We start from the raw sequence: 26,772 nt of genomic DNA, 5'->3' as shown, positions 1-26,772 counted from the left end.
CTCGCCCGGGTCGTCCCCAGGGATGGACAGGGCCCCGCTCGTCGTACTGTGGGGCGCGGGAAGGGAAACTTGTGGCAACGACCCGCACGTCGGTGCAGCTGCGCGCCAAGTTGCAGGTCCCGATCGCCGCCGGGGATCTGATCGACCGGGCGCGGCTCCGTGAGCGTCTGGACACCTTGGTCGGACCCGGCGAGGGGGCCTGCGTCCTGGCCGTGTGCGCACCCGCCGGCTTCGGCAAGACGACCGCAGTCTCGGTATGGGCGCGCGGCCTCGATCCTGCGCGCGTCAAGGTCGCCTGGTGCTCGCTCGACGCCACCGAGTCGCACACCTTCCGCTTCTGGTCGCTGGTGCTCCAGGCCGTCACCTCCGCCCGTCCCGAGCTGGCAGGGGCTGGGCTGGCTGCGCCGCACCGTGCCGGTGCCATGGCCTTCCTCAACGAGCTGGCCGAGGCGCTCGCCGACCGCCAGCTGGTGCTCGTCCTGGAGAACCTCCACGAGCTCGTCGACCCGAAGGTCCTGGCTGACCTCGACCAGTTCGTGGGGCTGCTCCCCGCCTCGGTGAAGCTGGTGCTGACCAGCCGCTCCGACCCGCCGCTGACCGCCCTCCAGGGCCTGCACCTGCGCGGTGAGCTCATCCGGCTGCGGGTCCGAGACCTGGCCTTCACCATCGACGAGCTTAGACAGCTCGCCCCCGGGCTCGACGAGGAGAAGCGACAGCTCATCTGGGAGCGCACGGACGGGTGGCCCGCCCTCGTCTCGTTGATGCTGCTCTCCCTGCGCACCGACGCCGACCTGCCGCTGGCGCCGGTCGAGGACGACTACGTGATGGCGGAGTACCTCTTCCGGGAGCTGTTGCGACGCCAGGACCCGAGGGTGCAGTCGTTGATGCTCGTGGCCGGCGTACCCGACCTGCTGCCGCTCGACCTCGCCGTGCAGCTGTCCGGTATGACGGACGCCGGCCGGGTGCTCGAGGGCCTGGTCGCCTCCTCGGGACTGGTCACCCGCTCACCCGCGACGCCGGACGGCCAGCCGTGGTACCGCTTCCACCCGCTGCTGCGCTCCTACCTGCGGGCCGAGCTGGCGCGTTCGGACCGCCAGCGCGAGCACCGGCTGCACACGCGTGCCGCGGACTGGTTCCTGGACGCGGGGCTCCCGCTGGAGGCGGTCCGTCACGCCCGCGCCAGCGAGAACACCGCCGTGGTCGAGCGGGTGGTGGCCGCCGTGGGCATGGGCCTGGTCAACGCGGGCGAGGCCAGCCTGCTGCTCGACTCACTGGCTGGGTCGTCCGGACGGCCGTCCCCGTCGGGACCGTGGACCCATGTCGTCGCCGCCGCCGCGCTCACCGACCTCGGTCGGGCCAGCGACGCGCGAGGGGAGCTGGCGCTCGCCCGGGCGGGGTCAAGCGAGACCGAGATCGACTCCGACCTCGAGGAGACCTGGCGCGGGGTCGACCGGCACCTGCGCCGACGCCGGGGCCTCCCCGTCGAGCTCGACGAGCAGGAGGGGCCACTGGCGACCTCGCCGGACGTCCAGGTCTACGCGGCCGTGGAGCGGGGCGGGGCCATGCTTGCCACCGGCGACTCGACCGCGGCAACCCTGGTGCTGGACGCAGCGGCCGACCTCGCGGAGGGCCTGGGCCGTCCCGCGGCCCTGGTCGACACCTTGGGCCTGCTGGCCCTGGCCCGCGCAGCCTGCTCCGACTACCGCGGAGTGGGCCCCTACCTCGACCGCGCCTTCGCCATCGCCCGCGAGCACGGCTGGGGAGCCTCGCCGCGGCTCGCCAACGCCCACCTGCTGCGGGCCTGGTGCGCCAGGCTCCGGATGGAGGACGGCGTCGCCCGCTGGCACGCGTCCCGGGCCCGGACACTGCTGGACGGGTCGTCCGACCCGGGCGTGGCAGCCGCGGTCCTGCTCCTCGACCAGGTGATCGCCTTCGAGGCCGACCCCCGGGCCTTCACCTCGGCGGGCGAGGTGCACGACGTGTGGGCGGGCGCCGAGACACGTCGTACTCCAGCCCTGGTGGTCCACGCGGCGCTGGTCGACGCCAGGATCAGCCTGATGCTCCACCGGGTCGACCGGGTCCAGGAGACCGCGGAGGCCGTCCGCCGCAGCGTGGGCGAGTGCGGCGAGGTCCGGCTGATCGATGCGATGGTCGACGGTGCCACGGGTCGGCGTCGCCAGGCCCTCGACGCTGTCCGGCAGGTCAGCGGCGGGCAGGTCCAGGTCGTGACCCCGGTGAGCCGGCTGATCGCGGCCTCGCTCGAGACGCGGCTCGCGATGCTGGAGGAGGACACCTTCGGGGCGACCCGGGCCGCGCGACAGGCACTCGAGCTGGCCGACCAGTTCGATGCCCCGCGGGCGATCGTGGACTTCGGCGGCGAGGAGATGCTGACCCTGCTCCAGCAGGAGCGGGGCCGCTGGGGCACCCACGAGGTGCTCGCCGAGCGGATCGCGGGCTCACCGCGACCCACGGACACCTCCCCGGAGGTGCTCACGGCTCGCGAGCTCGAGGTGCTGGTCGAGCTGCCGACCCTGCGCACGGTGGAGGAGATCGCCCACTCGATGTTCGTCTCGGTGAACACCTTGAAGACGCACCTGCGCAGCGTCTACCGCAAGCTCGGCGTCTCCTCGCGGCGAGACGCCGTCACCGCCGCCAGGGTGCGCGGACTGCTCTGAGCCTCAGCCCTCGGTGGCTTCTTCCAGGGGTGCGACCAGGCCGCCCCCGAACAGCCCGGCGTACGACGCCCCGGCGATCAGCCCGCCGACGACCGGTGCGACCAGGAACACCCACAGCTGGGTGAGCGCGTCGCCACCGGCGAAGACGGCCGGCCCGATCGAACGCGCCGGGTTGACCGAGGTGTTGCTGACCGGGATGGAGATCAGGTGGATCAGGGTCAGCGCCAGGCCGATGGCGAGCGGGGCGAACCCCTTCGGGGCCGGTGTGTCGGTCACGCCGAGGATGACGTAGAGGAAGAACGCCGTCAGCACGACCTCGGCCACGATCACCGCGAGCAGCGAGTAGCCGCCCGGCGAGTGGTCGCCGTACCCGTTGGTGGCGAAACCGTTGTCGATGTCGAAGCCGTCGGTGCCGTTGGCGATGACGAGCAGCACACCTGCGGCGACGATGGCGCCGACGACCTGGGTCACGACGTACGCCGGGACCTCGCGCCAGTCGAACCGCTTGCCGGCGGCGAGACCGATGGTGATGGCCGGGTTGAAGTGACCACCGGAGATGTGGCCCACGGCGTAGGCCATGGTGACGACGGTCAAGCCGAACGCCAGGGCCACCCCTTCGTTCTTGACGATCGACCCGGCCAGCACGGCGGTGCCGCACCCTCCGAGGACCAACCAGAACGTGCCGAACAGCTCGGCTGCCAGTCGCTGTCGCATGGAGTACATGGGCACCACCTCTGCTGGGGAGTGGAACAACGCTAGCCGTCACCGCGGCTGCCGGCAGCATGCGAGGCCGTGGCGCGACACCCATTCACCCGTTCTGGGTGAGCGGGCATGATGGACCGACCACGGTGCCGGTGCCCGGAGCCGGTGACCCGCCCGCGAGGAGGTCGAGTGAGCGACAGCGGCCAAGCAGCGACCGGGGGTGCACCCGACGTCGTGCCGGTCTTCTTCCTGTCCGACAGCACCGGCATCAGCGCAGAGACGATGGGCAACGCCCTGCTGATCCAGTTCCCGGACGTGCGCTTCGAGCGCACCCTCATCCCGTTCATCTCCTCGATCGAGGAGGCCCGCGAGGTGGTGGCGCGTCTCGACGCGGTGCTGGAGACCAGTCCGCGCACCCCGCTCGTCTTCGCGACCGCCGCCAGCGACGAGGTGCGCCTCGAGCTGGTCAAGACGCGCTGCCCCGTCATCGACTTCTTCGGCCTGCACATGGACCGGGTCGAGTCGATCCTGGAGACACACGGCGTGCACGCCGCCGCCCGGCTGCACGGTGTCGGTGACATCAAGCGTTACAACAGCCGGATGCAGGCGGTGGAGTACACCATCGAGCACGACGACGGCCAGAGCGTGCGGGGCCTGGAGAAGGCCGACGTGATCCTGGTGGCGCCGTCGCGCTGCGGCAAGACGCCGACCGCGATGTACCTCGCGCTCCAGCACGGCCTGTTCGTGGCCAACTACCCGATCGTCGAGGAGGACCTCGACACCCACGAGCTGCCGCGCCCGGTCCGGCAGCTGGCTGATCGGTGCTTCGGGTTGATGACCACGCCCCAGCGGCTCTCCGCCGTACGCCAGGAGCGACGGCCCAGCTCGCGCTACGCCTCGCTCGAGCAGTGCACCTTCGAGCTGCGCCGCACCGAGCAGATCTTCAAGACCCACCACCTGCCGGTCGTCGACTCCTCCACCAAGTCGGTCGAGGAGATCTCGACGATCATCCTGCAGAGCCTGAAGGGCCCCAGGAGCCAGGACACATCCAGCCCGAAGAGCAGGAGCACCTCATGAGCAAGCCCGTCAACGTGCGGCCGTTCGCCGAGCTCGGACTCGCCGACCTCGAGGAGGTGGGCGGCAAGAACTCCTCGCTCGGGGAGATGGTCAGCAACCTCTCGTCCCTCGGGGTCCGCGTGCCCGACGGCTTCGCCACGACGGCCGACGCCTTCCGTCGCTTCATCGGTGACACCGGCCTGGCCGAGGAGATCTCGGAGAAGCTGAAGGGCCTCGACACCGACGACACCCGCCAGCTGGCCGAGGTCGGCAAGGCGATCCGGCAGTCGGTGGTCAACCAGGAGTTCCCCGACGACCTCGAGGCCGACATCCGGGCGGCCTACGAGACCTTGGTGGACGGGCGCGACGACGTGTCCTTCGCCGTACGTTCGAGCGCGACGGCCGAGGACCTCCCGGACGCGTCGTTCGCCGGGCAGCAGGAGACCTTCCTCAACATCACGGGCATCGAGGGGGTGCTGCAGGCGATCCGGGAGGTGTTCGCCTCGCTCTACAACGACCGGGCGATCGCCTACCGCGTGCACCACGACTTCGACCACGACGCCGTCGCCCTGTCGGCCGGCGTGCAGCAGATGGTCCGCTCCGACATCGGTGCCTCCGGCGTGATCTTCACGATGGACACCGAGTCGGGCTTCAAGGACGCGGTGTTCGTGACGTCGTCGTACGGCCTGGGCGAGGCGGTGGTGCAGGGCGCCGTCAACCCCGACGAGTTCTACGTCTACAAGCCCGCGCTGCGCGCCGGCCGGCCGGCGGTGCTCAAGCGCGGCGTCGGCACCAAGGCCACCAAGATGATCTACACCGATGACCCGGCGGTCGGGAAGACGACCGAGTTCGTCGACACCGACGAGGCCGAGCGCCGGCTGCTCAGCCTCACCGACGACGAGGTCGAGGAGCTCGCCCGCCACGCGCTCACCATCGAGGAGCACTACGGCCGGCCGATGGACATCGAGTGGGGCAAGGACGGCCTCGACGGTGAGCTCTATGTCCTGCAGGCACGACCCGAGACGGTGATGTCCCGGGTCGGCGTCAAGCAGCGCTTCCGCATGGAGGAGCAGGGCGAGGTCGTCGTCGAGGGACGGGCGATCGGCCAGAAGATCGGCGCCGGCGGCGTGCGGATGATGAGGTCGATCGACGAGATGCATGACTTCGTCGAGGGGGAGGTGCTCGTCGCGGACATGACCGACCCCGACTGGGAGCCGATCATGAAGCGCGCCTCGGCGATCGTCACCAACCGTGGCGGCCGCACCTGCCACGCAGCGATCATCGCCCGCGAGCTCGGCATCCCCGCAGTGGTCGGGACCGGCGACGCGACCCGGACGCTGGAGGACGGTCGTGAGGTCACCGTCTCGTGCGCCGAGGGCGACACCGGCTACATCTACGACGGAAAGCTGGAGTTCACCGTCGAGGAGACCGAGCTCGAGGAGATGCCGGAGATCGGCACCAAGATCATGATGAACGTCGGTACGCCGGAGCAGGCGTTCTCGTTCGCCATGCTGCCCAACGCCGGCGTCGGCCTGGCCCGGCTGGAGTTCATCATCAACCGGCAGATCGGGATCCACCCCAAGGCACTGCTCGGTCTCGACGACCTCGAGCAGCCGTTGAAGTCACAGATCGAGGAGTCCATCGCGGCGTACGCCGGGCCTAGGGAGTTCTTCGTGCAGCGGGTGGCCGAGGGTGTCTCGACCATCGCGGCTGCGTTCGCGCCCCACCCGGTGATCGTGCGGATGAGCGACTTCAAGTCCAACGAGTACGCCAACTTGGTCGGCGGCGAGCTGTTCGAGCCCGACGAGGAGAACCCGATGATCGGCTACCGCGGCGCCTCGCGGTATCTCTCCGCCGAGTTCGCCGACTGCTTCGCGATGGAAGCCGAGGCGCTGAAGTACGTGCGCGACGAGATGGGCCTGACCAACGTCAAGATCATGATCCCGTTCGTGCGCACGGTGGCCGAGGGCAAGGGCGTGATCGACCTGCTCGGCAAGCACGGGCTGGTCCGTGGCGAGAACGACCTCCAGGTCGTGATGATGTGCGAGGTGCCCTCCAACGCCGTACTCGCCGAGGAGTTCCTGGAGCACTTCGACGGCTTCTCGATCGGGTCCAACGACATGACCCAGCTGACCCTCGGCCTCGACCGCGACTCCTCGCTCGTGGCGGCGTCCTTCGACGAGCGCGACCCCGCGGTGAAGTTCATGCTGGAGCGCGCGATCAAGGCCTGCCGCGAGAAGGGCAAGTACGTCGGCATCTGTGGCCAGGGACCCAGCGACCACCCCGACATGGCCGAGTGGCTGCTCGGGCTCGGCATCGAGTCGATCTCGCTGAACCCCGACACCGTCGTGGACACCTGGCTGCGGCTGGCCAAGGTCTCCCAGTGACGGGAGCTCCTCGCGACCAGGACTGGTGGAAGTCGGCGGTCGTCTACCAGATCTACCCGAAGAGCTTCGCCGACAGCGACGGTGACGGGATCGGTGACCTCGGCGGCATCATCGACCGGCTCGACCACCTCGAGCGCCTCGGTGCGGACGTCGTCTGGCTGAGCCCGGTCTATCGCTCGCCGCTCGTCGACAACGGTTACGACATCAGCGACTACCAGGACGTCGAGCCGCTCTTCGGGACGCTCGACCAGATGGACCGGCTCATCGCCGCGGCGCACGACCGTGGCATCGCGGTGGTGATGGACCTGGTGGTGAACCACACCAGCGACCAGCATCGGTGGTTCGACGAGGCCCGGTCCTCGAAGGACAGTGAGCTGCGCGACTTCTACTGGTGGCGACCGCCCCGCGAGGGCTTCGTCGGCGGCGAGCCAGGAGCCGAGCCGACGAACTGGCGGTCGTTCTTCTCCGGACCCGCGTGGACGTGGGAGGAGAAGACCGGCGAGTACTACCTGCACATCTTCGCCGCTGAGCAGCCCGAGCTGAACTGGGAGAACCCGCGGCTGCGGCAGGCGGTCTACTCGATGATGCGCTGGTGGCTCGACCGAGGCGTCGACGGCTTCCGGATGGACGTCATCAACTTCATCTCCAAGCGGATGGTGCCGGGCTCACCGGGACTGATCGACTCGCCGGCGTCGGCCGACGGGCTCGGCGACCCCTCGCCGCACATCCTCAACGGGCCGCGGATCCACGAGTTCCTCCAGGAGATGCATCGCGAGGTGTTCGCCGGTCGACCGTCCACGCTGCTCAACGTCGGCGAGATGCCGGGTGCCACGCTCGAGGAGGCGCGGCTCTACACCGACCCGGCCCGCGGCGAGCTCGACATGGTGTTCCAGTTCGAGCACGTCGACCTCGACTCCGGTCCGGGCGGCAAGTGGGACGTCGTACCCCTGCCCCTGCCGCGGCTCAAGGCCGCCATGCAGAAGTGGCAGGACGGGCTGGCCGACGTGGGCTGGAACAGTCTCTACTGGAGCAACCACGACCAGCCCCGGGCCGTCAGTCGCTTCGGCAGCGACGATCCGCGCCACCGGGTCCGGTCGGCCAAGGCCCTCGGCACGGTGCTGCACCTGCATCGCGGGACGCCGTACGTCTATCAGGGCGAGGAGCTCGGCATGACCAACGCTCCTTTCGCCGCGGTCGAGGACTTCCGCGACATCGAGTCGGTCAACCACTTCCGCGCGGCCACGGCTCAAGGTGAACCGGCCGAGCAGGTGCTCGCCGCGCTGCGCCGCAAGAGCCGTGACAACGCGCGTACGCCGATGCAGTGGGACTCCTCACCGCACGCCGGCTTCACGACCGGTGAGCCGTGGCTGGCGGTCAACCCGAACCACTCCGAGATCAACGCCGCCGCCCAGGTCGACGACCCCGACTCGGTGTTCCACCACTACCGCCGCCTGATCGAGCTGCGGCACGACGAGCCGACGGTCGCGCACGGCGACTTCACGATGCTGGTGCCGGACCACGAGCAGCTCTACGCCTTCACCCGCACGCTCGGCGACGTGCGACTGACGGTGGTGGCCAACCTCTCGGACCGGGACGGGTTGGTGCCGGCGGACGAGGGGATCGAGGTCCCCGACGGTGCCGAGGTGGTGCTCACCAACGAGGGCTCCGGCATCGCTCCCGACGCCCCACTCGGTCCCTGGGCCGCACGGGTGCTGCGCAGGCGGACCTGACCTGGACATGGTGTCCGTGCGATGACTTCGGGCCGCCGCACTGGTCGGTACACCGAACCCGATCTCGGTTGAAGGAGCACATCATGGGCAAGGTCATCGCCAATGCGTCGATGTCGCTGGACGGTTACATCGCCAAGGACGACAACACGATCGGCCGTCTCTTCGACTGGCTGCAGAACGGCGAGGTCGAGGTCCGCACCGTCGACGACCGCATCACCTTGCACATGAGCCCGCCGAGCGCCGAGCACTGGCGCACGTGGGTCGACGGGCTGGGTGCCCTGGTGTGTGGTCGCACCTTGTTCGACTTCACAGGCGGATGGGACGGAATGCACACGATCGGAGTGCCAGTGGTCGTCGTGACGCATCAGGTGCCGACGGACTGGGTGGAGGCCCACCCGGACGCCCCGTTCCACTTCGTCACCGACGGTGTGGAGGCTGCTGTTGCGAAGGCACAGGAGGTCGCCGGCGAGCGCACCGTGGCCGTGACGGCCGGCACGATCGCGCGGCAGTGCCTCGAGCTCGGCCTCCTCGATGCTGTGGCCGTCGACCTCGTGCCTGTGGTCATGGGCCAGGGCCGTCCCTTCTTCGGGGAGATGATGACCGACGACGCGCCCCTGGGCGACCCGATCGAGTGCGTCCAGGGGGACCGCGTCACCCACCTCGTCTTCCCGGTGACGGAGTCAGCGGTGGAGTCATCGGAGGGGCAGGGATGAGGACGCTGCACATCGGCCTGCGCGTGGAGGACCTCGAGCGTTCACTCGCGTTCTACGCGCACCTCGGGTACGACGTCGTCGGCACCGTGCCCGAGACGGACCTGGGCAGTCTGACGATGCTGGCGCTTCCCGGCGACGAGTTCGTGGCCCTGGAGCTCGTGCACGACCCCACCCACGGCACGGTCGAGCCAAGCGGTCTGAGCCACGTCGTCGTCCAGGTCGACGACATGCACGCGACGGTGGCGCAGCTGGCCGCACGCGGAGTCGAGGCGGAAGGGCCCGCGTCGCCCGACGGCTCCGCAGACTTCTGGACCGCATGGGTCACCGACCCGGACGGATACCGCATCGAGCTCGTCCAGTGGCCCGCCGGGCACCCTGCCGGGATGACGCGGTCCGACCTGACGCATCCGGGACAGACCCGATGACCGGGTCCCACGCGCGCGGCGCACGAGAGGTGGTCGAGGAGCTGTTCCGACGCCAGAGGGAGGCCGATGAATCCGTGCTGGACGACCTCGTGGCCACCGACATGGTCAACCACGCTGCCGGACCCCAGGGTCGCGAGGGTCTGAGAGCGATCCTGCGGACCATCGAGGTCGACCTCGGCCCGACCGAGCTCGAGCAGCACCACCTCATCGGGGACGGAGACCTGGTCGTCCAGCACGTGACGCTGCACGGGACCCATCGGGCATCCACGATGCCGCTGCTCGCCGGTGTGCCGGCTGCCGGTCGATCGGCAGCCTGGGCCTTCATCCACATCTGGCGCGTCGCCGACGGGATGCTCGTCGAGCACTGGGCCTGTCGTGACGACCTGGGCCTGCTCGAGCAGCTCCGGCCGTCGTGACCGGGGATCGGCTGACCGTCGGCGTCATCACGCCGCACGTGGCGGCGGGACCTGAGGTCGAGCTGCCCGCCGTGACTGGCGGACGCATCGCCACGATCGTGTCCCGGACAGGGTCGCCACCGGAAGCGCCGCAGGCCCCGTACCGGAGGGGCCCGTCCGGTCACACCGAGCTGCGTGCCTCGACCGAGAGCACCGCGCTCGAACGCGCTGCGGCGACCTTCGCGGGCGGGAAGCTCGCCGCTGTCGTGCACGCGTCGACCACCACCGGCTATGTCATCGGCCAGCGCGAGGAGGCTGTCCTCGTCGAACGCCTCTCACTGCGGTTCGCGGTCCCTGCCGTCGTCAGCTGCGCGGCCGCTGCGTCAGCGCTGCGAACTCATGGAGTCGTGCGGGTTCAGCTGGTGCACCCGCCCTGGTTCGACGATGAGTTCGACGAGCTCGGCGCGGCGTACTTCCGCGACCAGGGGTTCGACGTCGTGGTGACCAAGGCGGCAGGTCTCCCCGACGATCCGGCCCGCGTGGGACCGCAGGTCGTGATCGACTGGGTCGAGCGGCACGTCGAGGACAGGACCGAGGCCGTCTTCCTCGCTGGCAACGGGTTCCGTGTCGCAGGAGCGGTCGAGGAGCTGGAGCGGCGCACGGGTCGACTCGTTGTCGAGGCCAATCAGGCACTGGCGTGGGGAATTCTCGCCGCGACAGGGGCGGCGCGGGAGGTTCCCGGCCACGGCCGGCTTCTCCGGGCCAGCCCCCCGACCCCGTAGACCCTGGGGACCTACCGCTACTTGCCAATGTGGAAAGTAGCGACCATACTTTCCATCATGGAAAGTAACCCGTTGCAGAACTCCGACGAGGCCCGCTCCGAGCTCGCCGTGGCGGACCAGGCGCGTCAGCGGCTGGCCGCCGGCCTGCGGCTGCCGACCAGTCTGCTCCCGGCGCTGGCGGCGGCGGTCACGATCCAGGTGGGCACCGCCGCCTACGGGATCGCCGCTCAGACGGTCGCCGGGCTCGCGGTGGCGCTGGCCGGAGTGGCGGTCTTCCTCGGGACAGCCGCGATCACGCTGCACCAGTTCCGGCGGATGAACGGCGTCAGGGTCGATGGTCTGGGGAGCCAGATCCTCCTGGGGACCGGGACCATCGCGACATCGGCCTACGTGGGCGCGCTCGGGGTGGCGACCTGGGCAGCCTTCGAGTCGCACTCGTGGCTCGTTGCTGCGGCAGCCGTGATCGGTGGGGTCGGCTATGCGTTCGCCACCCTCCGGTGGTGGCATGCCTACCGGCGCGACCCCGCCGCCCACGCAGGTGGCGCTTCGCCGCAGGTGCTCGCCGCACTCGCCGTGCTTGCCTGCGTGGGACTCGTTGCTCTGGTGGTAGCCGGCTGATGCCCGAGCTCGACCCGCTGATCCACGCCCCGGCCAGGCTCCAGGTGGTCACGACGCTGTCTGCGGTCTCCGAAGCGGAGTTCGCCACGCTGAGGGCGGCTCTCGAGGTCAGTGACTCGGTGCTGTCCAAGCACATCTCGGCGCTGGCCGACGCCGGCTACGTGCGCAGCCGCAAAGGTGTCCAGGCGGGGCGACGTACGACATGGATCGCCCTGACCAGCACCGGTCGGAAGGCCCTGCGCGAGCACGTCGCGGCACTGCGCCAGCTGATCGACGTGGTCGACTGACGCAGCGTCGGTTCACGTCCGGTTCGTCGTGACCCAGGCGTCGATGGACTCCAGGACGGTGTCGGTGACGCTGTGCCGGGGGACGAAGCCGAGCAGGTCGCGGGCCTTGTCCATCGGGAAGAGCGGAGCCCGCCCGATGTGGTCGATCGTCGTGGCGGCCTCGTGGGGGTCCACCCGGGCCGCGAACTCCGCCCACGGCACGAGCTCCAGCTTCGGCTCGTGACCGAAGTGCCGGGCGACGAGCTCGGCGTACCCGCGGAGGGTCAGTGCCTGGCTGCACACGCTGTTGAAGCTCTCGCCGGCCGCTGTGTCGGGCTGCTCGAGGCAGGCGTGGTGCAGACCCGCGACGTCGTCGGCGTGCACGTGGTGGATGGTCTCGCCGCCGCGGTCGGGGAGCAGGCACGAGCCGTCTGCGCGCAGCGCGTCGATCACGGCGGGGTCGAGGTTGCCGGCTGGTCCGATCGGCATCCAGCCCGGGCCGCTGATGTGTCCGGGGTGCACCACCGTGGCGCGGACTCGGTCCTGGCCCATCAGGTACCGCTCGATCGCGAGCTTGTTGACGCCGTACTCGCCGTAGGGGTGCTTGGGTGCGTCCTCGGTGGTCGGGACCAGGGTGCTGGGTCCGTAGGACCACACGCTGCCGGTGTGCACGACGTGCTGCCCGTCCAGCGCCTCGACCAGCTGCTGGGCCTGGGCCGGGGTGAAGCACATCAGGTCCACCACTGCATCGGGCCGCAGCCCGGCCACCAGCGAACCAAACGTGCCGTCCCGCTCCGCGACCGGTCGGTCACAGGTCACCAGCTCGACCTCGCCCCACGCCGGGTCGCCCCGGTACGCGCGACGGGGCCCTCGACTGATCACCGCGACGTCGTGCCCCGCCCTGACCAGACCCGGAACCAGGTAGGTGCCGATGTGACCAGTACCCCCGATCACCACCACGCGCATGGCCCCACGATACGGGCGAGGCAGAAGGGGAGCCGGTGCCTACCGGACCGACCAGGCCGCGTCATCCCGCCCCCAGCCGGACGTGTCGGTTCACCGGACATGCCTGCGGGTTCAGGCGGTCAACCCGGCCGGCAGACATCCCGGCCACACCGTTCGTCTTGCAGCAGCGCTGCCACCGACCCGGGACAGATGATGTGTACGCGGGGTGCCGAGCGAGGATACGGTTTCCCATGGCCCAAGGTCCGACGTGGACTGCGCGTCTCGCAGCCGGTCCTCTTGACGGTGCGACCGTCCGGCTCGACATCGACGGCGATGATCTGCCCGATGCGGTCGTGATGAACTTTGGCATGGGAGCACGCTCCACGGAGCTGGCCTGGCACAGCTACGTCCTGGACCGATCCCGCTCGGTGTTCCGCTACCTCGGCGAGAACCGCCTCGAGGACGAGGACGGGTCGGGGTCCGGGTCTTGGCCCGATGCCACGAGCGACGCCACGAGCGACGCCGCGGTCGAGACCGCCCGGGGGGATGACTTGACCCGTCGTTTCTATGAGCTGTTGTTCGAGCGTCACCCCGGCGTGCGTTCGATGTTCCACGCGGACATCGGGCCGCAGGCTGTCACGTTGCGACGAGCCATGGTCGAGGTGCTCGACCACCTCGACGACCCAGACTGGTTGGTGACCACGCTGGGTTCGCTGGGCGCTCGGCACGCGAAGCTGGGCGTGTCCGAGTCGATGTACACCGCCTTCGTGGACTGCATGCTCACCGCGATGGCGGAGGGCGCAGGCACGCAGTGGACTCCCGCGCTCGAGCACGGTTGGCGCAACACCCTCGAGGACATCGCCGAGCTCATGCGGGCCGCCGGCACCTCGCCGCGCGCCTGAGTCGGCGCTTCCGCGTTATGACAGCGACGGATGGGGGTCCAGCACGTTACCCCGGGCTACATCGACCGTCGAGGGCAGCTGACGGTGCCCTAGACAGCCCGCCGGTCCCCGATCGGGCGCCCTGTTATCTTGCGCGTGAAGAGGCCGCCTGGGTCCTGCACGGGGGAGGGACCTGGGCGGCGTCGCTGCGTCTGCCGTTATCGGGCAGCAACGGAAGTCCACGATCGCCAGTCGCTCTCGATGCCTGCGGAGATCTCGACGTTGACGCTCCGACCCACCATCGGTGCCGGCGGCTGTGTCACCGACCGGTGTCGAAGGCGGCGGGCAACAGCAGCGTGAACACCGATCCGTTCGGCTCCCGTGGGGTGTAGGCGACGCTTCCACCTCCAGCGGCTGCCAGTGCACGCACGACGAACAGCCCAAGGCCGGTACCGCGCGCGCTCGTCCCGGGAGCGCGCGCGTACTCCTCGAACAGCCTGGGACGGAAATCTGGTGGCACACCGGGTCCGTTGTCCTCGACGTCGATGCGCACGTGCACACCGGAGGCGCTGAGCCGCACCAGCAAGGGTGGTGCACCGTACTTGGCGGCGTTGCTCAACAGGTTGCCCAGCATCTGCTGGACGTGCAGTGGGTCAACCACCATCGCCGGGATGCGGTCCTCCGACACCTGGAGCTCGACATCGGCAGGGACGAGGGCGCCGACCAGGTCGACTGCGTCGACTTCGCGCACGTCGGGGGTCACCGTTCCGTGCTGTGCCTGGGCGGCGGTGAGCAGGTCTGCGGTGATGTGCTCGAGCAGGCGCACTTGACGACCCATGACTTCCATCAAGTGTGTGCGGTCAGTCTGGGCGAGCGGCTCCTCTTGCGCGGTCACCGTCTCGATGGCAGCCATCAGCACTCCGATCGGTCCGCGCAGCTCGTGGGCGGTGGTGGCGATGGCCCGGCGCAGCAGTTCGGCTCCGCTGCCGGCGTCTGCGTGGAGGTAGACCAGCCGGTCGTTGCCGCTGCGTCGCACCTTGACCTGCACCTGGCGTGGGGGGTCACCCATCGTCAGCGTGGCTGACCCCTCGAGGTCAGGGTGGGCGGCGAGGTGGGCCGCGAGCGCGGGTGAGACGTCGGCGAGCGCCGCGCCTGAGGCGATGAAGTCTCCGATCATGCGGGTGGCCTCCCGGTTGGCGAGAACGACGCTGCTACCCCTGACGTGGACCAGACCGAATGGTGCCTGGTCCAGGTAGTTGTAGCTGTGCGGTTCGACCTGGCCAGGAACACTTGGCGCCAGGTGCGCGGCTCCCTCTCCCATCCGCTTGGCCACGAGCAGCTGCATCTGGGCGAGGAGCTCGGACAGCGGCCGACCTTTCTGCACATAGCCGTCGGCGCCGGCGGTGAGCGCACGCAGAGTCATCTGCGCGGACCCCAGGCTCGAGAGCATCACGATCACGGTCTCCGGGCACCTGGAGCGGATCTGCGACAGCGCTTCGAGCCCGTCCATGTCGGGCATCATGATGTCCAACAGGGCCACATCTGGACGTTGAGCGGCGACGAGGTCAGCTCCTTCGCGCCCGTTCCCGGCTTCGCCGACGACGGCGAAGGTGCCGGCGCGTTCGAGTGTCATCCGCAGCACCTCGCGCAGGTCTGCAGAGTCGTCGATGATGACCACGCGCAACGTCGTCTGGAGCCGTTCGGTGAGCGACACGACTGCTCACGCCTCGGATGCCGGCTCTGGTCGTGGCCTCGCGACTGAGCCCTGTTGGCACCGCGGCGTCAACAGTCTCGACAGGGCGCAGCGACCGTGCAACTGGCGCCCTGGGCAGGATCTGCACGGCATCTCGAGGCTCCCTTCCCCGAGACAGGCAATGCGGCCGGCACGCCGACCTGACTGTAGTACCAAAACGTGCTTTTCGGGACTCCCCAAAACAACTGAATCAGGGTCCTAGACGGCGACTCAACGAGCGCCGCCGTCATCCGGGCGGATGCCGCCGTAGATGCCTCGCCGCACGATCCACGGCTGCAGGACCGTCTGGATCGACCAGGCCGGGAACCGGAAGGAACGCCCGGACGGGGTGAACACGCGGAGCCCGTCGGGCTGGAACCCGAGGACCGAGCCCCAGCGTCTGCGGCGGGGGCGGTAGGTGCGTAGCGGCTGTCCGGACAGGTGGCGGCGGACGTTGTCGGCGAGCAGTCGGTCGGCCCGGTTGCGGGCGGAGCCGCGGAGCGGGTCCGTGGCCGCGACGTCGCCGATGGCGAACACCCCGGATGCGCCGGCTACGGCCAGGTCCGGTGTGACCTGGACGAAGCCCGCCTCGTCGAGCAGCGACTCGGGCATCCAGCCGGTGTTGGGCCGGACGCGGCCGATCGCCCACAGGGTCGCGTCGGCGTCGGCGTCGGGCTGCCCGGTGCTGAATGCGACCGGTCCGGTGGTGATGTGGTCGAGTTCGAAACCCGGTGGGACCGTGGCGCGATGTCCCGGGTGCAGCGAGACCCCACGCCGCGTGAGGATCCCGCTGACCGTGCCCCACGCCCGCGGGTGGTGCTGCGGGAGCGCCCGATCGCCCGGGTAGTAGAGGGCGACCCGGGTCTCGGGCCAGGCGAGGGCGAGGTTGGCCGCGGCATTGACCGCAGCGGCCCCACCGCCGATGACGTTGATCGAACCGGCGGCGGCCAATTGTTCGTGTGCCGCTCGAAGAGCCGTGGCGACCTCTCGCGGGGACTGGAGGTCCGGCCGGCGCCAGAACCCGTTGGTCACACCGGTGGCGATGACCAGCACGTCGTACGGCTCGGTCTGGCTGGTGCCGTCCGGGAGCCGGACGCTGACCACGCGGTCGGCGAGCGAGAGCCCGTCGAGCGTGCCCTGGACCGTGCGTACGCCGTCCAGCTTGCGGTAGCGGTCGAACCCGATGAGGTACTCGCGGGCCCACTCGTCGGGCCGCGCCAGGCGCATGCCCAGCTCCTGCCCGCTCACCAGGGCGGCCTTGGTCGAGATGCCGACGACGTCGACGTGCCGGGAGAGGTGCCGCGCCGTGAGCAGGCCGGTGTCGCCGAGCCCCGCCACCACCACCCGCGGTCGGGTCACCGCCTGGTCCGCGGGGGACGCGGGACGAGCCGAGGCACCCGCTCGATGACGTCCTGGTACGCCGGACGCCGCTTGAGGCTGCGCTTCTCCATCATCGGGATGCTCGCGCCCAGGAAGAGCGCGGCCATCGCGATGGTGCCGAGGAAGACCCACCACCAGTCCGAGGGCGATGCCGCGAGACCGAAGAGGCCGAGGGCGAACCAGAAGCTGATCTCGCCGAAGTAGTTGGGGTGCCGCGACCAGCTCCACAGTCCCTGGTCCGTGCACTGCCCGGGCTGCTTGGTGCGGGCGAAGCGGTACATCTGGGTGTCGGCCACCAGCTCGAGGACTGCCGCGCCGAGCCCGATCACCACGGCCGTGGCGTCGATCCACCCGACGTCCCGGTCAGGATGGGTGACCGCCAGGTAGACCGGAGTCAGGCCGAGGAACACCTGCCAGGTCGGCACCAGGTGGATCCCGAAGAGGTCGACGAGCGGCTCCAGGGCGCCCTTGCCCTCCCGCAGCAACGGGTAGCGCCAGTCCTCGTGCGGAAACCCGGGGAAGGCGTAGACCCAGTTGCCGGTCAACCGCACCGCCCAGACCAGGATCACCCCGACGACCAGCCAGCACCGGAGGTCGTCGGACCCGAGTGGTCCGGCCGCCCACCAGTAGACGGCCAGCAGGGGTGGCAGCACGCTCCACCACGCGTCGTAGAAGCTGGAGTTGTGGTGCGCCCGGCTGAACCCGAAGATCTCCAGGGTCGCGAGGCTGTCGGCGATCAGCCCGTCCAGCCAGAGGTGCGAGGTGTCCGGACCCCGCCACAGCCAGGCAGCACCCACCGCGACCGCCACGAGGTAGGCGAGACCCACGCGCAGCAGCGAGGCGCTCTTGGTCATGAGCAGACCGTAGTCGAAACGACTAGAACACGTTCTCGTCTTGGCAGGCGAGCCAGAGTCGTAACCGGATGGCGGCACGACTCGTTGGACCGACAACCCCCCGATCCCTGGAGCTCACGTGCGCGCACGTCTTGTCGTCGTCCTGGTCGCCCTCGCCACCGCCCTGACCGGCCTCGCTCTGCTGGCCGCTCCCTCGACCGCGAAGACCCCACTGCGCTACGTCGCGCTGGGCGACTCCTACAGCGCCGCCTCCGGCGTGCTGCCGCTCGACGCGAGCGCGAGTGCGGTGACGTGCCTGCGATCGAGCCGCAACTACCCGCACGTGCTCGCGACCCGGATCGGCGCCCAGCTCACCGACGTCACCTGCGGGGCGGCCGAGACCAAGGACTTCTTCACGGCGCAGCACCCGGACGTCTCGCCGCAGCTCGACGCGGTGAAGTCCGACACGCAGCTGGTCACGATGACGATCGGCGGCAACGACAGCGGCGTGTTCATCAACTCGATCCTGGAGTGCGGTGCTGCGGGGCTGACCACAGCGGGACAGGGCAGTCCCTGCAAGGACAAGTACGGCTCCTCCTTCGAGGACACCATCAAGAACACGACGTACCCGTCGCTGGTGAAGGCGCTGAAGGCGGTCCGCGCCAAGGCGCCCAAGGCCAGGGTCGCGATCCTCAGCTACCCGTGGATCCTGCCCGCCACCAAGGGTTGCTACCCGCAGATGCCGGTGGCCACCGGCGACGTGCCCTACCTGCGCCACGAGCAGGCGACCCTCAACGATGCCGTACGACGAGCGGCGGCTGCCACCGGTGCGACGTACGTCGACCTCAACGTCGTCTCGAACGGCCACGATGCCTGCCAGCCGATCGGCACGCGTTGGGTCGAGCCCGTGCTGGCCGGTACCAACCCGGTGATCGTGCACCCCAACGCCCTCGGCGAGCAGAAGATGGCCGAGCAGGTGCGGACGGTGCTGCACCTGCCGTGATCGGGGGCGGGTCAGTCCTCGGGTGGCCAGGTCTTCGCGACCAGCGTCAGCACGTCGTACGTCGCGACGGGGTTGCCCTCGCCGTTGGTGACGAGCGCATCCCACCGCACCTCGCCGTAGGCGGCGCTCGTGCGCGGGGTGATCTGCTTGACCGTCAGCGTCACCGAGATCGAGTCGCCGGCCTTGACCGGGGTCAGGAAGCGCAGGTTGTCGACGCCGAAGTTCGCGAGCACCGGACCCGGGCTCGGCTCCACGAACAGGCCGGCTGCGATCGAGACGACGAGGTAGCCGTGGGCGACGATGCCCCCGAACAGCGGGTTCTTGGCTGCGGCCTCGGGGTCGGTGTGGGCGTAGAAGGTGTCGCCGGTGAACTCCGCGAAGTGCTCGATGTCGTCGAGCCCGATGGTGCGTGACTCCGAGCTGATGGTGTCGCCGATGGCGAGGTCGGCCAGGCTCTTGCGGAACGGGTGCACGTCGGTCTCGGTGCGGTGCGAGCCGGTCGTCCACTGGCCGGTGATTGCGGTGAGCATGTCGGGCGAGGCCTGCAGGGCTGTGCGCTGCATGTGGTGCAGCACCCCGCGGATGCCGCCGAGCTCCTCGCCCCCACCGGCGCGCCCGGGACCTCCGTGGACGAGCATCGGCAGCGGTGAGCCGTGACCGGTGGACTCGGCCGCATCGTCGCGGTCGAGCACCAGGATCCGGCCGTGCCAGGGGGCCAGTCCGAGCACGACGGTGCGCGCGACGGCTGGGTCGTGGGTGACGACCGAGCCGACGAGGCTGCCGGACCCGCGGGCGGCCAGGTTGACCGCCTCGGCGAGGTCGCCGTAGCTGAGCACCGTCGAGACCGGCCCGAAGGGCTCGACGTCGTGCGGCTCGCTGGCGCCCGCGGTCGCGCGCAGCAGCACCGGCGACATGAACGCACCGCGCTCGGCGTCGGCGTCGACCACGTCGACCGAGTCGGGGTCGCCGAAGACGAGGTCGGCGGAGCTGCGCAGCGCCTGGACCGCCTTGCGCACCTCCTCGCGCTGGTCGAGGCTCGCCAGTGCGCCCATCCGGACGTCGTCGTCGGCGGGGTTGCCGACGGTGATCTTGGCCAGCCGAGCCGCGATCGCGTCGGTCACGTCGTCCGCGATGCCGGCCGGCACGATGACCCGCCGGATCGCGGTGCACTTCTGCCCGGCCTTGACCGTCATCTCGGTGACGACGCCCTTGACGAACAGGTCGAACTCGGGGTCGTCGGTGGTGACGTCGGGCCCGAGCACCGAGCAGTTCAGCGAGTCGGCCTCGATGCCCAGCTGCACCCCGCCGTGCAGCACGGCCGGGTGCTGGCGCAGGTGGGCGCCGGTCGCGGCGGAGCCGGTGAAGGCGATGGAGTCCTGGGCGCCGAGCTCCTCGATCAGGCCGGCGGGACTCCCGCAGAGCAGCTGGAGGGTGCCCTCCGGGAGCAGGCCGGACTCGATGATCCGTCGTACGACCAGCTCGGTGAGGTACGCCGTCTGGCTGGCCGGCTTGACGATGGTCGGCAGGCCGGCCAGGAACGCCGGTGCCAGCTTCTCCAGGAAGCCCCACACCGGGAAGTTGAAGGCGTTGATCTGTACGGCGACCCCGGGACGCGAGGTGTAGACGTGCCGACCGAGGAAGGTGCCGTGCCGACCCAGCTGCTCGGCCGGACCGTCGAGGACGACCGTGTCGTTGGGCAGCTCGCGGGTGCCCTTCGAGGCGAAGGAGAAGACGGTGCCGATCCCGCCGTCGATGTCGACCGCGGAGTCGCGCCGGGTCGCGCCCGTGCGCGTGGACAGCTCGTAGAACTCCTCCTTGAGCTCGGTGAGGTGCTTGGCCGTCGCCTTGAGCACTCCGGCGCGCTCGTGGAAGGTCAGCGCGCGCAGCGCCGGCCCCCCGACGCTTCGGGCGTGGTCGGTCATGGCGGCGAGGTCGATGCCGGTCGAGGAGATCCGGGCCACCTCCTCGCCGGTCGCGGCGTCGACGAGAGGAGCACCCTCGTCGGTGGCGCGGAACCAGGTGCCGGCGGTGTAGCTCTCGAGCAGTGGAGCGGAGTCGGTCATGTGTGGCAGACTAATACCAGACCGATCGGTCAGTAAACATTCGTGGAGGAGCCGCCATGACGGCCACCGAGTCACTCGAGAAGCAGTTCGACGAGACCATCGCGCGCAACGACCGGATCGAGCCGCGCGACTGGATGCCGGAGAAGTACCGCAAGACGCTCATCCGCCAGGTCGCCCAGCACGCCCACTCCGAGATCATCGGCATGCAGCCGGAGGGCAACTGGATCACCCGGGCGCCCTCGCTGCGCCGCAAGGCCATCTTGCTGGCGAAGGTGCAGGACGAGGCCGGCCATGGGCTCTACCTCTACTCCGCGTGCGAGACGCTCGGCGTCTCCCGGCGCGAGCTGACCGAGCTGCTCATCGAGGGCCAGCAGAAGTACTCCTCGATCTTCAACTACCCGACCCTGTCGTACGCCGACGTCGGCACCATCGGCTGGTTGGTCGACGGAGCGGCGATCTGCAACCAGGTGCCGTTGTGTCGCACGTCGTACGGCCCCTATGGGCGCTCGATGATCCGGATCTGCAAGGAGGAGTCCTTCCACCAGCGGCAGGGCTTCGAGCTGCTGGCCACGATGATGCGCGGCACCGACGAGCAGCGGGCGATGGTGCAGGAGTCGGTCGACCGGTTCTGGTGGCCGGCGCTGATGATGTTCGGCCCGCCCGACGCCGACTCGCCCAACACCGAGCAGTCGATGGCGTGGGGGATCAAGCGCGACACCAACGACGAGCTGCGTCAGAAGTTCGTGGACATGACCGTGCCGCAGGCCGAGGCGCTCGGCGTCACCTTGCCCGACCCGTCGCTCGTCTGGAACGAGGAGCGTGGTCACCACGACTTCGGCCAGCCCGACTGGGACGAGTTCATGCGCGTGGTCAAGGGCGGCGGCCCCTGCAACGCCCAGCGGATCGCCCACCGCCGCCATGCCCACGAGGACGGCGCCTGGGTCCGCGAAGCCGCTACCGCGTTCGCAGCGAAGGGGGCATCGGCATGAGCGAGGTCCCCGAGATGGTCCAGGACGACTGGCCGCTCTACGAGATCTTCGTGCGCGGCAAGCGCGGCCTCAACCACGTGCACGTCGGCTCGCTGCACGCTGCCGACGACGAGATGGCGCTGCGGCACGCCCGCGACGTCTACACCCGTCGCAACGAGGGCGTCAGCATCTGGGCCGTCCGCTCCGACGCGATCGCCGCCTCGTCCCCCGACGAGAAGGACCCGCTGTTCGCGCCGGCCAACGACAAGGTCTACCGGCACCCGACGTTCTACTCCATTCCCGACGACGTTCCTCACATGTGATTTCACCCCACGAAGTTCTTCGCCTCCCCCGCTTCGCTCCTCGGACGAACAACTCCGCGGGGACCCCGAAAGGATTCCAACGATCGTGACTACCGAAAGCGGATTTCACGACTCCGTATACGACGAGGACCTCCTCGGTGGAGACGCGTCCCACTGGGCGTTCGGCACCTCATTCGAGGACCCGCTGGCCGGCGTCGACACCACCATTCCCGACGGAGTGGACCCCGAGGAGCTGGCGGCGTACTGCCTGATGCTCGGCGACGACGCGTTGATCTACTCCCACCGCCTCTCGGAGTGGTGCAGCCGCGCGCCCGACCTCGAGGAGGACATCGCGCTGGCCAACATCGCGCTCGACCTGCTCGGCCAGGCCCGGCTGCTGCTCGCCCGGGCCGCGGCGGCTTCGCCGGCCGTGGTCCCGGCCATGCCCGAGGGTTCACCGGTGCCGCCCGAGGACGCGCTGGCGTTCTTCCGGCCCGACGCCCAGTTCCGCAGCACGCGGCTGGTCGAGCCGGACAACGGCGACTTCGCCGTGACCATCGTGCGGCTGCTGCTGTTCTCGACCTGGCGGCTGGCGTTGCTGGAGCGGCTCGCTTCCTCGCGTGACCAGGTGCTGGCAGCGATCGCCGCCAAGGGCGTCAAGGAGGTCACCTACCACCGCGACTACGCCGGTCGGTGGTTCCTCACCCTGGCCCAGGGGACCGACGAGTCCCGGTCCCGGCTGCTGGCTGCACTGCCGCCCGTGTTCGCCTTCCACGAGGAGCTGTTCACCGACCACCCGGTCGAGACCTCGGTCGCCGCGGCGGGAGTCGGCGTCGCGCCGTCGGACGTGGCCGCCGAGGTCGCGGTGATCCTCGAGCAGGTGTTCTCGGTGAGCGGCGTCGAGCGGCACGACGTGCCCCAGATCGGTCCCGTCGCCGGCGGCACCGGCCGGGACGGTCGGCACACCGAGGCGCTCTCGCACCTGCTGGCCGAGATGCAGTCCGTGGCTCGCGCACACCCGCTGGGGGTCTGGTGAGTACGCCGGCCGCGGTCGCCGCGTCGGTGACGGATCCGGAGATGCCGATGCTCACCCTGGAGGACCTCGGGGTGCTCCGCTCGGTGGAGGAGTACGACGACCGCGTGGTCGTGACGATCACGCCGACGTACTCCGGCTGTCCGGCGATGGCCACCATGCGCGACGACCTCGTGCACCGGCTCGCCGACGCCGGCTTCGAGGCCGAGGTGCGCGTCAGCCTGAGCCCGGCCTGGTCGAGTGACTGGATCACCCCGGCCGGCCGCGAGTCGCTGGCCCGTCACGGCATCTCCCCACCCGGGGCTGCCCCCACCGGGCCGGTCGGGCTGTCGTTGCTGCCGACCCGGCGCGTGCTGGGCTGCCCCCGCTGCGGCTCGAGCGAGGTCGAGCTGACCTCGGAGTTCGGGCCGACGGCGTGCAAGGCGATGTACCGCTGCACGGCTTGCCTCGAGCCGTTCGAGCACGTGAAGGAGATCTGATGACCCAGACGCGCGTGCGGGGCGACTTCCACACCCTCACCGTCGCCTCGGTCGAGCGCCTCTGCGACGACGCGGTGGCGGTCACCTTCGACGTGCCCGAAGACCTGCGTGCGTCGTACGACTTCGAGGCCGGGCAGTCGCTCACCCTGCGCCGGGTCATCGACGGCGAGGACCACCGACGCGACTACTCGATCTGCGCGCAGGTCGGGGACCGTCCGCGCGTCGGCGTACGCCTGATCCCCGGTGGTCGGTTCTCGGAGTGGCTGGTCAACGAGGTCCGGCCGGGCGACGAGGTCGAGGTGCAGACCCCGAAGGGCAGCTTCCGCGCCCAGGCCGACGGCGGTCGCCACCTGTGCATCGCTGCCGGGTCCGGGATCACGCCGATGATGTCGATCGCCTCGACCGTGCTGAGCCACCCGGACTCGCGACTCACCTTGCTCTACGGCAACCGGACCACGTCGTCGGTGATGTTCGCCGAGGAGCTGGCCGACCTGAAGAACAGGTACGGCGCCCGCCTCGATCTCGTGCACGTCCTCTCCCGCGAACCTCGCGACGTGGAGCTGTTCTCGGGCCGGCTCGAGGGGGAGCGGCTGCGCAGGCTGCTGACCACGCTGGTCCCGCTCGCCGGCGTCGACCACGTCTGGCTGTGTGGGCCGTTCGCGATGATCGCCGACTGCCGCGCGGCTCTCGAGGAGCTCGGGGTCGCGCGCGACAAGGTCCACTTCGAGCTGTTCTACGTCGACGAGCCGCCCCCGGAGCTGCACCGGCCGGAGGCCGTTCTCACCGGCGAGACCAGCACCGTGACCGTCGTACTCGACGGGCGGAGCGCGACCGCCCCGATGCCGAAGGACCAGACCATCCTCGACGCGGCCCAGAAGGTGCGCGCCGACCTGCCGTTCGCCTGCAAGGGCGGCGTCTGCGGCACCTGTCGCGCGCACCTGGTCTCGGGCGAGGCCGAGATGCGTCGCAACTACGCCCTCGACGACGACGAGGTGGAGCGCGGCTTCGTGCTCACCTGCCAGACCCACCCGGTCTCCGACGAGGTCACCGTGGACTACGACGCATGACCACGCCCGACGAGCTGGCCCGCGCCAGCGCCGAGGCGATGTGGTCCGGCGACGCCGCCTCGAAGGCACTCGGCATGCGGCTCGTCTCGGTCGGTCCCGGCACCGCGTCCCTGTCCATGACGGTGCGCGAGGACATGATCAACGGCTGGGACCTCTGCCACGGCGGGCTGATCGCGTCCCTGGCCGACAGCGCCTTCGCCTTCGCCTGCAACTCCCACGGCACCGTCACCGTCGCCTCGGGGTTCGACGTCACCCTCCTGGAGTCGGCCCGCCTCGGCGACGAGCTCCTCGCCGTAGCAGTCGAACGCGCCCGCCGCGGCCGCTCCGGTCTGTACGACGTCACCGTGACCCGCTCCTCCGACGACACCGTGATCGCCGAGTTCCGCGGCCGCAGCCGATCCACCGGCGACCCCATTCCCGGATAGTCCAGAGCGAGATGCCGCTCGGTACGGCGTCGGAAGCGGCCAAGCGTTCTGGACTATCTGTTACGCGCGGAGTCCCTCGAAGGCCAGGTCGACGATGGCGGTGGAGAGGTCGTGTACGGCGACGGGGCCGTCGGGGCGGTACCACTCGACCAGGGAGTTCACCATCCCGAACAGCAGCCGGCTGATCAGCTCGGGGGCGATGTCGGCGCGGAGCGAGCCCTCGTCGACGGCGGCCTGGACGAGGCCGGCGAGCTTGTCGTCGATCACCCGCCGGCGCTTGAGCGCGGCCAGCTCGACCTCGCTGTTGCCGCGCACGCGCAGGAGCAACGTCACCGCGGGGAGGTGGTCGCCGAGGATCTCCACCGACTGGCGTACGGCGTCGCGGAGCCGCTCGTAGGCACTCACCTCGCCGGTCGCGCGCCCGGCGGCGTCGATCGCCGCGGAGAGCCCGTCGAGAGCCTCGTCGAGCGCAGCGGCCAGCAGCGCCTCCTTGCTCGGAACGTGGTGGTAGATCGCGGACTTGGTCAGCCCGAGCTCGCGCGCGAGGTCGCCGATGCTGGTGGCGTCGTACCCCTGCCGGTTGAACACCTCGATGGCGCGTCGCAGCACCGTCTCCTGGTCGTAGCCGGGTCGTCCCCGACGGGCCGGAGTAGGTGGTGCTACGTCACTCACGCTCCACGGCTCCGACGGGTTCGTCCGTCCGTGCGGAGAACCGCGGAGGGCGCTGCCCGGTGGCGAACGCGCCGAGCCAGGCCGCCAGGGCGCCGACCGCGGCACCGCCGAGCACGTCCATGAAGAAGTGCCAGCCGAGGTAGAGGGTGGCGAGCACGGTGAGCACCAGCATCGTCCAGCTCAGCAGCCGGGGCAGGAGACGGCGAGTGTTCCAGTGCACGAGCAGGCAGATGGTGACCATCATCCCGACGTGCAGCGACGGGAAGGCGGCGATGGTCTGCAGAGTGTCGGTCGTCCGGGCACCGCCGAGCACCTGGAACCGGTCGGTCATCATGCTCGACTGCAACGTCTGGCTCGACTGGGGCAGCGAGAGGAAGTCCACCGGCCGCGAGTAGATCGGGCCCAGGGTCGGCAGCGCGTAGTAACCGGCCACGCCGAGCACCCAGTCGAAGGCGAGCGCGGTGATGTACCACGCCGCCAGCGCGTGGTTGCGCGTCCACGTCAGCGCCCAGGCCAGGCTGGCGGGGATGAGGCCGATCCAGAGCAGGTAGACGCCGGTCAGGAAGGTGGCGGCCCAGCCGACGCCGAGGAGGTCGTGCAGCACCGGGGCCGGGTCGTGGCCGAGCCAGATGAGGTGGTCGAGGTCGGCGAGCTGGGCGTCCCAGAGCCGGTCGTTGACGAACGGCACCGCGCTCTTGAGATTGCGGAAGGCGCTGTAGGTGAGGTACCAGCTGGCCAGCCCGATGAGGGTGAACCGGATCTGCTCGTGCGGCCAGCGCTCGGCCAGCACTCGCTGGATGGAGGCGTAGCCACCCGTGCCGGCACGGTGACGCAGCGCCACGCGGGGCACCACGTCGATGAGCACGGCGAGGAGCAGGATCAGGGGCAGCCGGATCCAGGAGGGACCGAGCGCGTCGTCGGGGTCACGGACGGGCAGGTTCTGGGACTGGGCGACCAGCACGGTCGCCACGCACATGACGGCGGCGAGGACCACGAGGACCTGCAACCGCCGCGGCACCCACCGGTCGAGCGTGCGCGTACGACGCCCCCCGTGGACCGCCTTCGCGGGACGCTCGGGTGGCGTCGCAGTCAGGTCCCGCGGGCGCGACTCCACAGGGACACGATAGGCAGTCGGACCGACAATGCGGGAATCCAACTCGACACCCCGAGGCGCGGATGTGAGGGAGCGCTCATCGCCGTTGAGACGTGGCTCACGCGCCGCGGACTGAGACAGCATGGG

The 26,772-nt window shown here is 70.0% G+C and carries 26 protein-coding genes; 18 read left to right on the top strand and 8 right to left on the bottom strand.

All coding sequences use genetic code 11. The features are described 5' to 3' along the window. The first annotated feature begins 71 nt into the window (after nt 1-71). A complete protein-coding gene (locus H976_RS0111695) occupies nt 72-2,675 on the top strand; it encodes a LuxR C-terminal-related transcriptional regulator (RefSeq protein WP_155918186.1) in 2,604 nt (867 codons plus the stop codon). Between the two features lie 3 nt (nt 2,676-2,678). On the opposite strand, the gene aqpZ is transcribed toward H976_RS0111695, so the two are convergent. Next, a complete protein-coding gene (aqpZ, locus tag H976_RS25890; RefSeq protein ID WP_051276716.1) occupies nt 2,679-3,398 on the bottom strand; it encodes an aquaporin Z in 720 nt (239 codons plus the stop codon). 168 nt (nt 3,399-3,566) lie between these two features. Here aqpZ and H976_RS25885 point away from each other — a divergent pair, with 168 nt between their 5' ends. From H976_RS25885 to H976_RS0111645, 9 genes are all read left to right on the top strand, one after another. Beyond that, complete coding sequence (locus H976_RS25885) at nt 3,567-4,454, top strand: pyruvate, water dikinase regulatory protein (protein ID WP_051276715.1); 888 nt, start codon at nt 3,567-3,569, stop codon at nt 4,452-4,454. Next, a complete protein-coding gene (ppsA, locus tag H976_RS0111680; protein WP_027861697.1) occupies nt 4,451-6,820 on the top strand; it encodes a phosphoenolpyruvate synthase in 2,370 nt (789 codons plus the stop codon). The genes H976_RS25885 and ppsA overlap by 4 nt, the downstream gene beginning before the upstream one ends. Continuing rightward, nucleotides 6,817-8,550, top strand: a complete 1,734-nt coding sequence (locus tag H976_RS0111675) for an alpha-glucosidase (RefSeq protein ID WP_027861696.1) — start codon at nt 6,817-6,819, stop codon at nt 8,548-8,550. The genes ppsA and H976_RS0111675 overlap by 4 nt, the downstream gene beginning before the upstream one ends. A gap of 83 nt (nt 8,551-8,633) precedes the next feature. Beyond that, nucleotides 8,634-9,263 (top strand): dihydrofolate reductase family protein, encoded by a 630-nt coding sequence (locus H976_RS0111670; protein ID WP_027861695.1) that lies wholly within the window; start codon nt 8,634-8,636, stop codon nt 9,261-9,263. Further along, entirely contained in the window at nt 9,260-9,688 is a 429-nt protein-coding gene (locus tag H976_RS0111665; RefSeq protein ID WP_027861694.1) for a VOC family protein, read from the top strand. The genes H976_RS0111670 and H976_RS0111665 overlap by 4 nt, the downstream gene beginning before the upstream one ends. Then, nucleotides 9,685-10,104 carry an ester cyclase gene (locus H976_RS25880; RefSeq protein WP_036225961.1) on the top strand — a complete coding sequence of 140 codons (420 nt, stop codon included), beginning with the start codon at nt 9,685-9,687 and terminating at the stop codon, nt 10,102-10,104. The genes H976_RS0111665 and H976_RS25880 overlap by 4 nt, the downstream gene beginning before the upstream one ends. Continuing rightward, nucleotides 10,101-10,865, top strand: a complete 765-nt coding sequence (locus H976_RS28770; RefSeq protein ID WP_051276714.1) for a hypothetical protein — start codon at nt 10,101-10,103, stop codon at nt 10,863-10,865. The genes H976_RS25880 and H976_RS28770 overlap by 4 nt, the downstream gene beginning before the upstream one ends. Nucleotides 10,866-10,922: 57 nt before the next feature. After that, nucleotides 10,923-11,483 carry a hypothetical protein gene (locus H976_RS0111650; protein ID WP_036225959.1) on the top strand — a complete coding sequence of 187 codons (561 nt, stop codon included), beginning with the start codon at nt 10,923-10,925 and terminating at the stop codon, nt 11,481-11,483. After that, nucleotides 11,483-11,770, top strand: a complete 288-nt coding sequence (locus tag H976_RS0111645; protein ID WP_027861692.1) for a transcriptional regulator — start codon at nt 11,483-11,485, stop codon at nt 11,768-11,770. Before H976_RS0111650 ends, H976_RS0111645 begins: the two co-directional genes overlap by 1 nt. Nucleotides 11,771-11,782: 12 nt before the next feature. Here the strand turns inward: H976_RS0111645 and H976_RS0111640 are convergent, their stop codons facing one another. Then, nucleotides 11,783-12,715, bottom strand: a complete 933-nt coding sequence (locus H976_RS0111640; RefSeq protein WP_027861691.1) for an NAD(P)-dependent oxidoreductase — start codon at nt 12,713-12,715, stop codon at nt 11,783-11,785. A 347-nt stretch (nt 12,716-13,062) separates the two neighbouring features. Here H976_RS0111640 and H976_RS25870 point away from each other — a divergent pair, with 347 nt between their 5' ends. After that, a complete protein-coding gene (locus tag H976_RS25870; protein ID WP_081682855.1) occupies nt 13,063-13,596 on the top strand; it encodes a globin domain-containing protein in 534 nt (177 codons plus the stop codon). Between the two features lie 298 nt (nt 13,597-13,894). On the opposite strand, the gene H976_RS0111625 is transcribed toward H976_RS25870, so the two are convergent. The 3 genes from H976_RS0111625 to H976_RS0111615 form a co-directional block, all read right to left on the bottom strand. Then, a complete protein-coding gene (locus tag H976_RS0111625; RefSeq protein ID WP_027861690.1) occupies nt 13,895-15,289 on the bottom strand; it encodes a response regulator in 1,395 nt (464 codons plus the stop codon). Nucleotides 15,290-15,538: 249 nt separating this feature from the next. Then, nucleotides 15,539-16,666 (bottom strand): FAD-dependent oxidoreductase, encoded by a 1,128-nt coding sequence (locus H976_RS0111620; protein ID WP_027861689.1) that lies wholly within the window; start codon nt 16,664-16,666, stop codon nt 15,539-15,541. Next, complete coding sequence (locus H976_RS0111615; protein ID WP_027861688.1) at nt 16,663-17,541, bottom strand: DUF1295 domain-containing protein; 879 nt, start codon at nt 17,539-17,541, stop codon at nt 16,663-16,665. The genes H976_RS0111620 and H976_RS0111615 overlap by 4 nt, the downstream gene beginning before the upstream one ends. A 118-nt stretch (nt 17,542-17,659) precedes the next feature. Between H976_RS0111615 and H976_RS0111610 the strand changes: the two genes are divergently transcribed. Further along, nucleotides 17,660-18,523 carry an SGNH/GDSL hydrolase family protein gene (locus H976_RS0111610; protein WP_081682839.1) on the top strand — a complete coding sequence of 288 codons (864 nt, stop codon included), beginning with the start codon at nt 17,660-17,662 and terminating at the stop codon, nt 18,521-18,523. Between the two features lie 11 nt (nt 18,524-18,534). Here H976_RS0111610 and paaZ read toward each other — a convergent pair whose 3' ends face one another. After that, nucleotides 18,535-20,586: a phenylacetic acid degradation bifunctional protein PaaZ gene (gene paaZ, locus H976_RS0111605; RefSeq protein WP_036225956.1), complete on the bottom strand. Its 2,052-nt coding sequence runs from the start codon at nt 20,584-20,586 to the stop codon at nt 18,535-18,537. Between the two features lie 56 nt (nt 20,587-20,642). On the opposite strand from paaZ, the gene paaA reads away from it, so the two are divergent. The 6 genes from paaA (at nt 20,643) to paaI (ending at nt 24,860) form a co-directional block, all read left to right on the top strand. After that, nucleotides 20,643-21,575 (top strand): 1,2-phenylacetyl-CoA epoxidase subunit PaaA, encoded by a 933-nt coding sequence (gene paaA, locus H976_RS0111600; protein WP_027861685.1) that lies wholly within the window; start codon nt 20,643-20,645, stop codon nt 21,573-21,575. Continuing rightward, entirely contained in the window at nt 21,572-21,877 is a 306-nt protein-coding gene (paaB, locus tag H976_RS0111595; protein WP_027861684.1) for a 1,2-phenylacetyl-CoA epoxidase subunit PaaB, read from the top strand. Before paaA ends, paaB begins: the two co-directional genes overlap by 4 nt. An 85-nt stretch (nt 21,878-21,962) precedes the next feature. After that, nucleotides 21,963-22,892 (top strand): 1,2-phenylacetyl-CoA epoxidase subunit PaaC, encoded by a 930-nt coding sequence (gene paaC / locus H976_RS0111590; RefSeq protein ID WP_036225954.1) that lies wholly within the window; start codon nt 21,963-21,965, stop codon nt 22,890-22,892. After that, nucleotides 22,889-23,368, top strand: a complete 480-nt coding sequence (paaD, locus tag H976_RS0111585) for a 1,2-phenylacetyl-CoA epoxidase subunit PaaD (RefSeq protein ID WP_027861682.1) — start codon at nt 22,889-22,891, stop codon at nt 23,366-23,368. The genes paaC and paaD overlap by 4 nt, the downstream gene beginning before the upstream one ends. After that, nucleotides 23,368-24,435: a 1,2-phenylacetyl-CoA epoxidase subunit PaaE gene (gene paaE / locus H976_RS0111580; RefSeq protein WP_036225951.1), complete on the top strand. Its 1,068-nt coding sequence runs from the start codon at nt 23,368-23,370 to the stop codon at nt 24,433-24,435. Before paaD ends, paaE begins: the two co-directional genes overlap by 1 nt. After that, entirely contained in the window at nt 24,432-24,860 is a 429-nt protein-coding gene (gene paaI / locus H976_RS0111575; RefSeq protein WP_027861680.1) for a hydroxyphenylacetyl-CoA thioesterase PaaI, read from the top strand. The genes paaE and paaI overlap by 4 nt, the downstream gene beginning before the upstream one ends. A 60-nt stretch (nt 24,861-24,920) precedes the next feature. On the opposite strand, the gene H976_RS0111570 is transcribed toward paaI, so the two are convergent. Together H976_RS0111570 and H976_RS0111565 are read right to left on the bottom strand one after the other, a co-directional pair. After that, the gene (locus H976_RS0111570; RefSeq protein ID WP_027861679.1) at nt 24,921-25,532 is read right to left on the bottom strand and encodes a TetR/AcrR family transcriptional regulator; all 612 of its coding nucleotides are present in this window, start codon (nt 25,530-25,532) and stop codon (nt 24,921-24,923) included. After that, nucleotides 25,525-26,646: a phosphatase PAP2 family protein gene (locus tag H976_RS0111565; RefSeq protein ID WP_027861678.1), complete on the bottom strand. Its 1,122-nt coding sequence runs from the start codon at nt 26,644-26,646 to the stop codon at nt 25,525-25,527. The genes H976_RS0111570 and H976_RS0111565 overlap by 8 nt, the downstream gene beginning before the upstream one ends. Nucleotides 26,647-26,772 lie beyond the last annotated feature (126 nt).

This window comes from Marmoricola sp. URHB0036, assembly GCF_000426045.1.
GTDB lineage: Bacteria > Actinomycetota > Actinomycetes > Propionibacteriales > Nocardioidaceae > Marmoricola.
The sequence above is the reverse complement of the archived record's forward strand: the minus strand, read 5'-3'. Positions and strand labels throughout refer to the sequence as shown.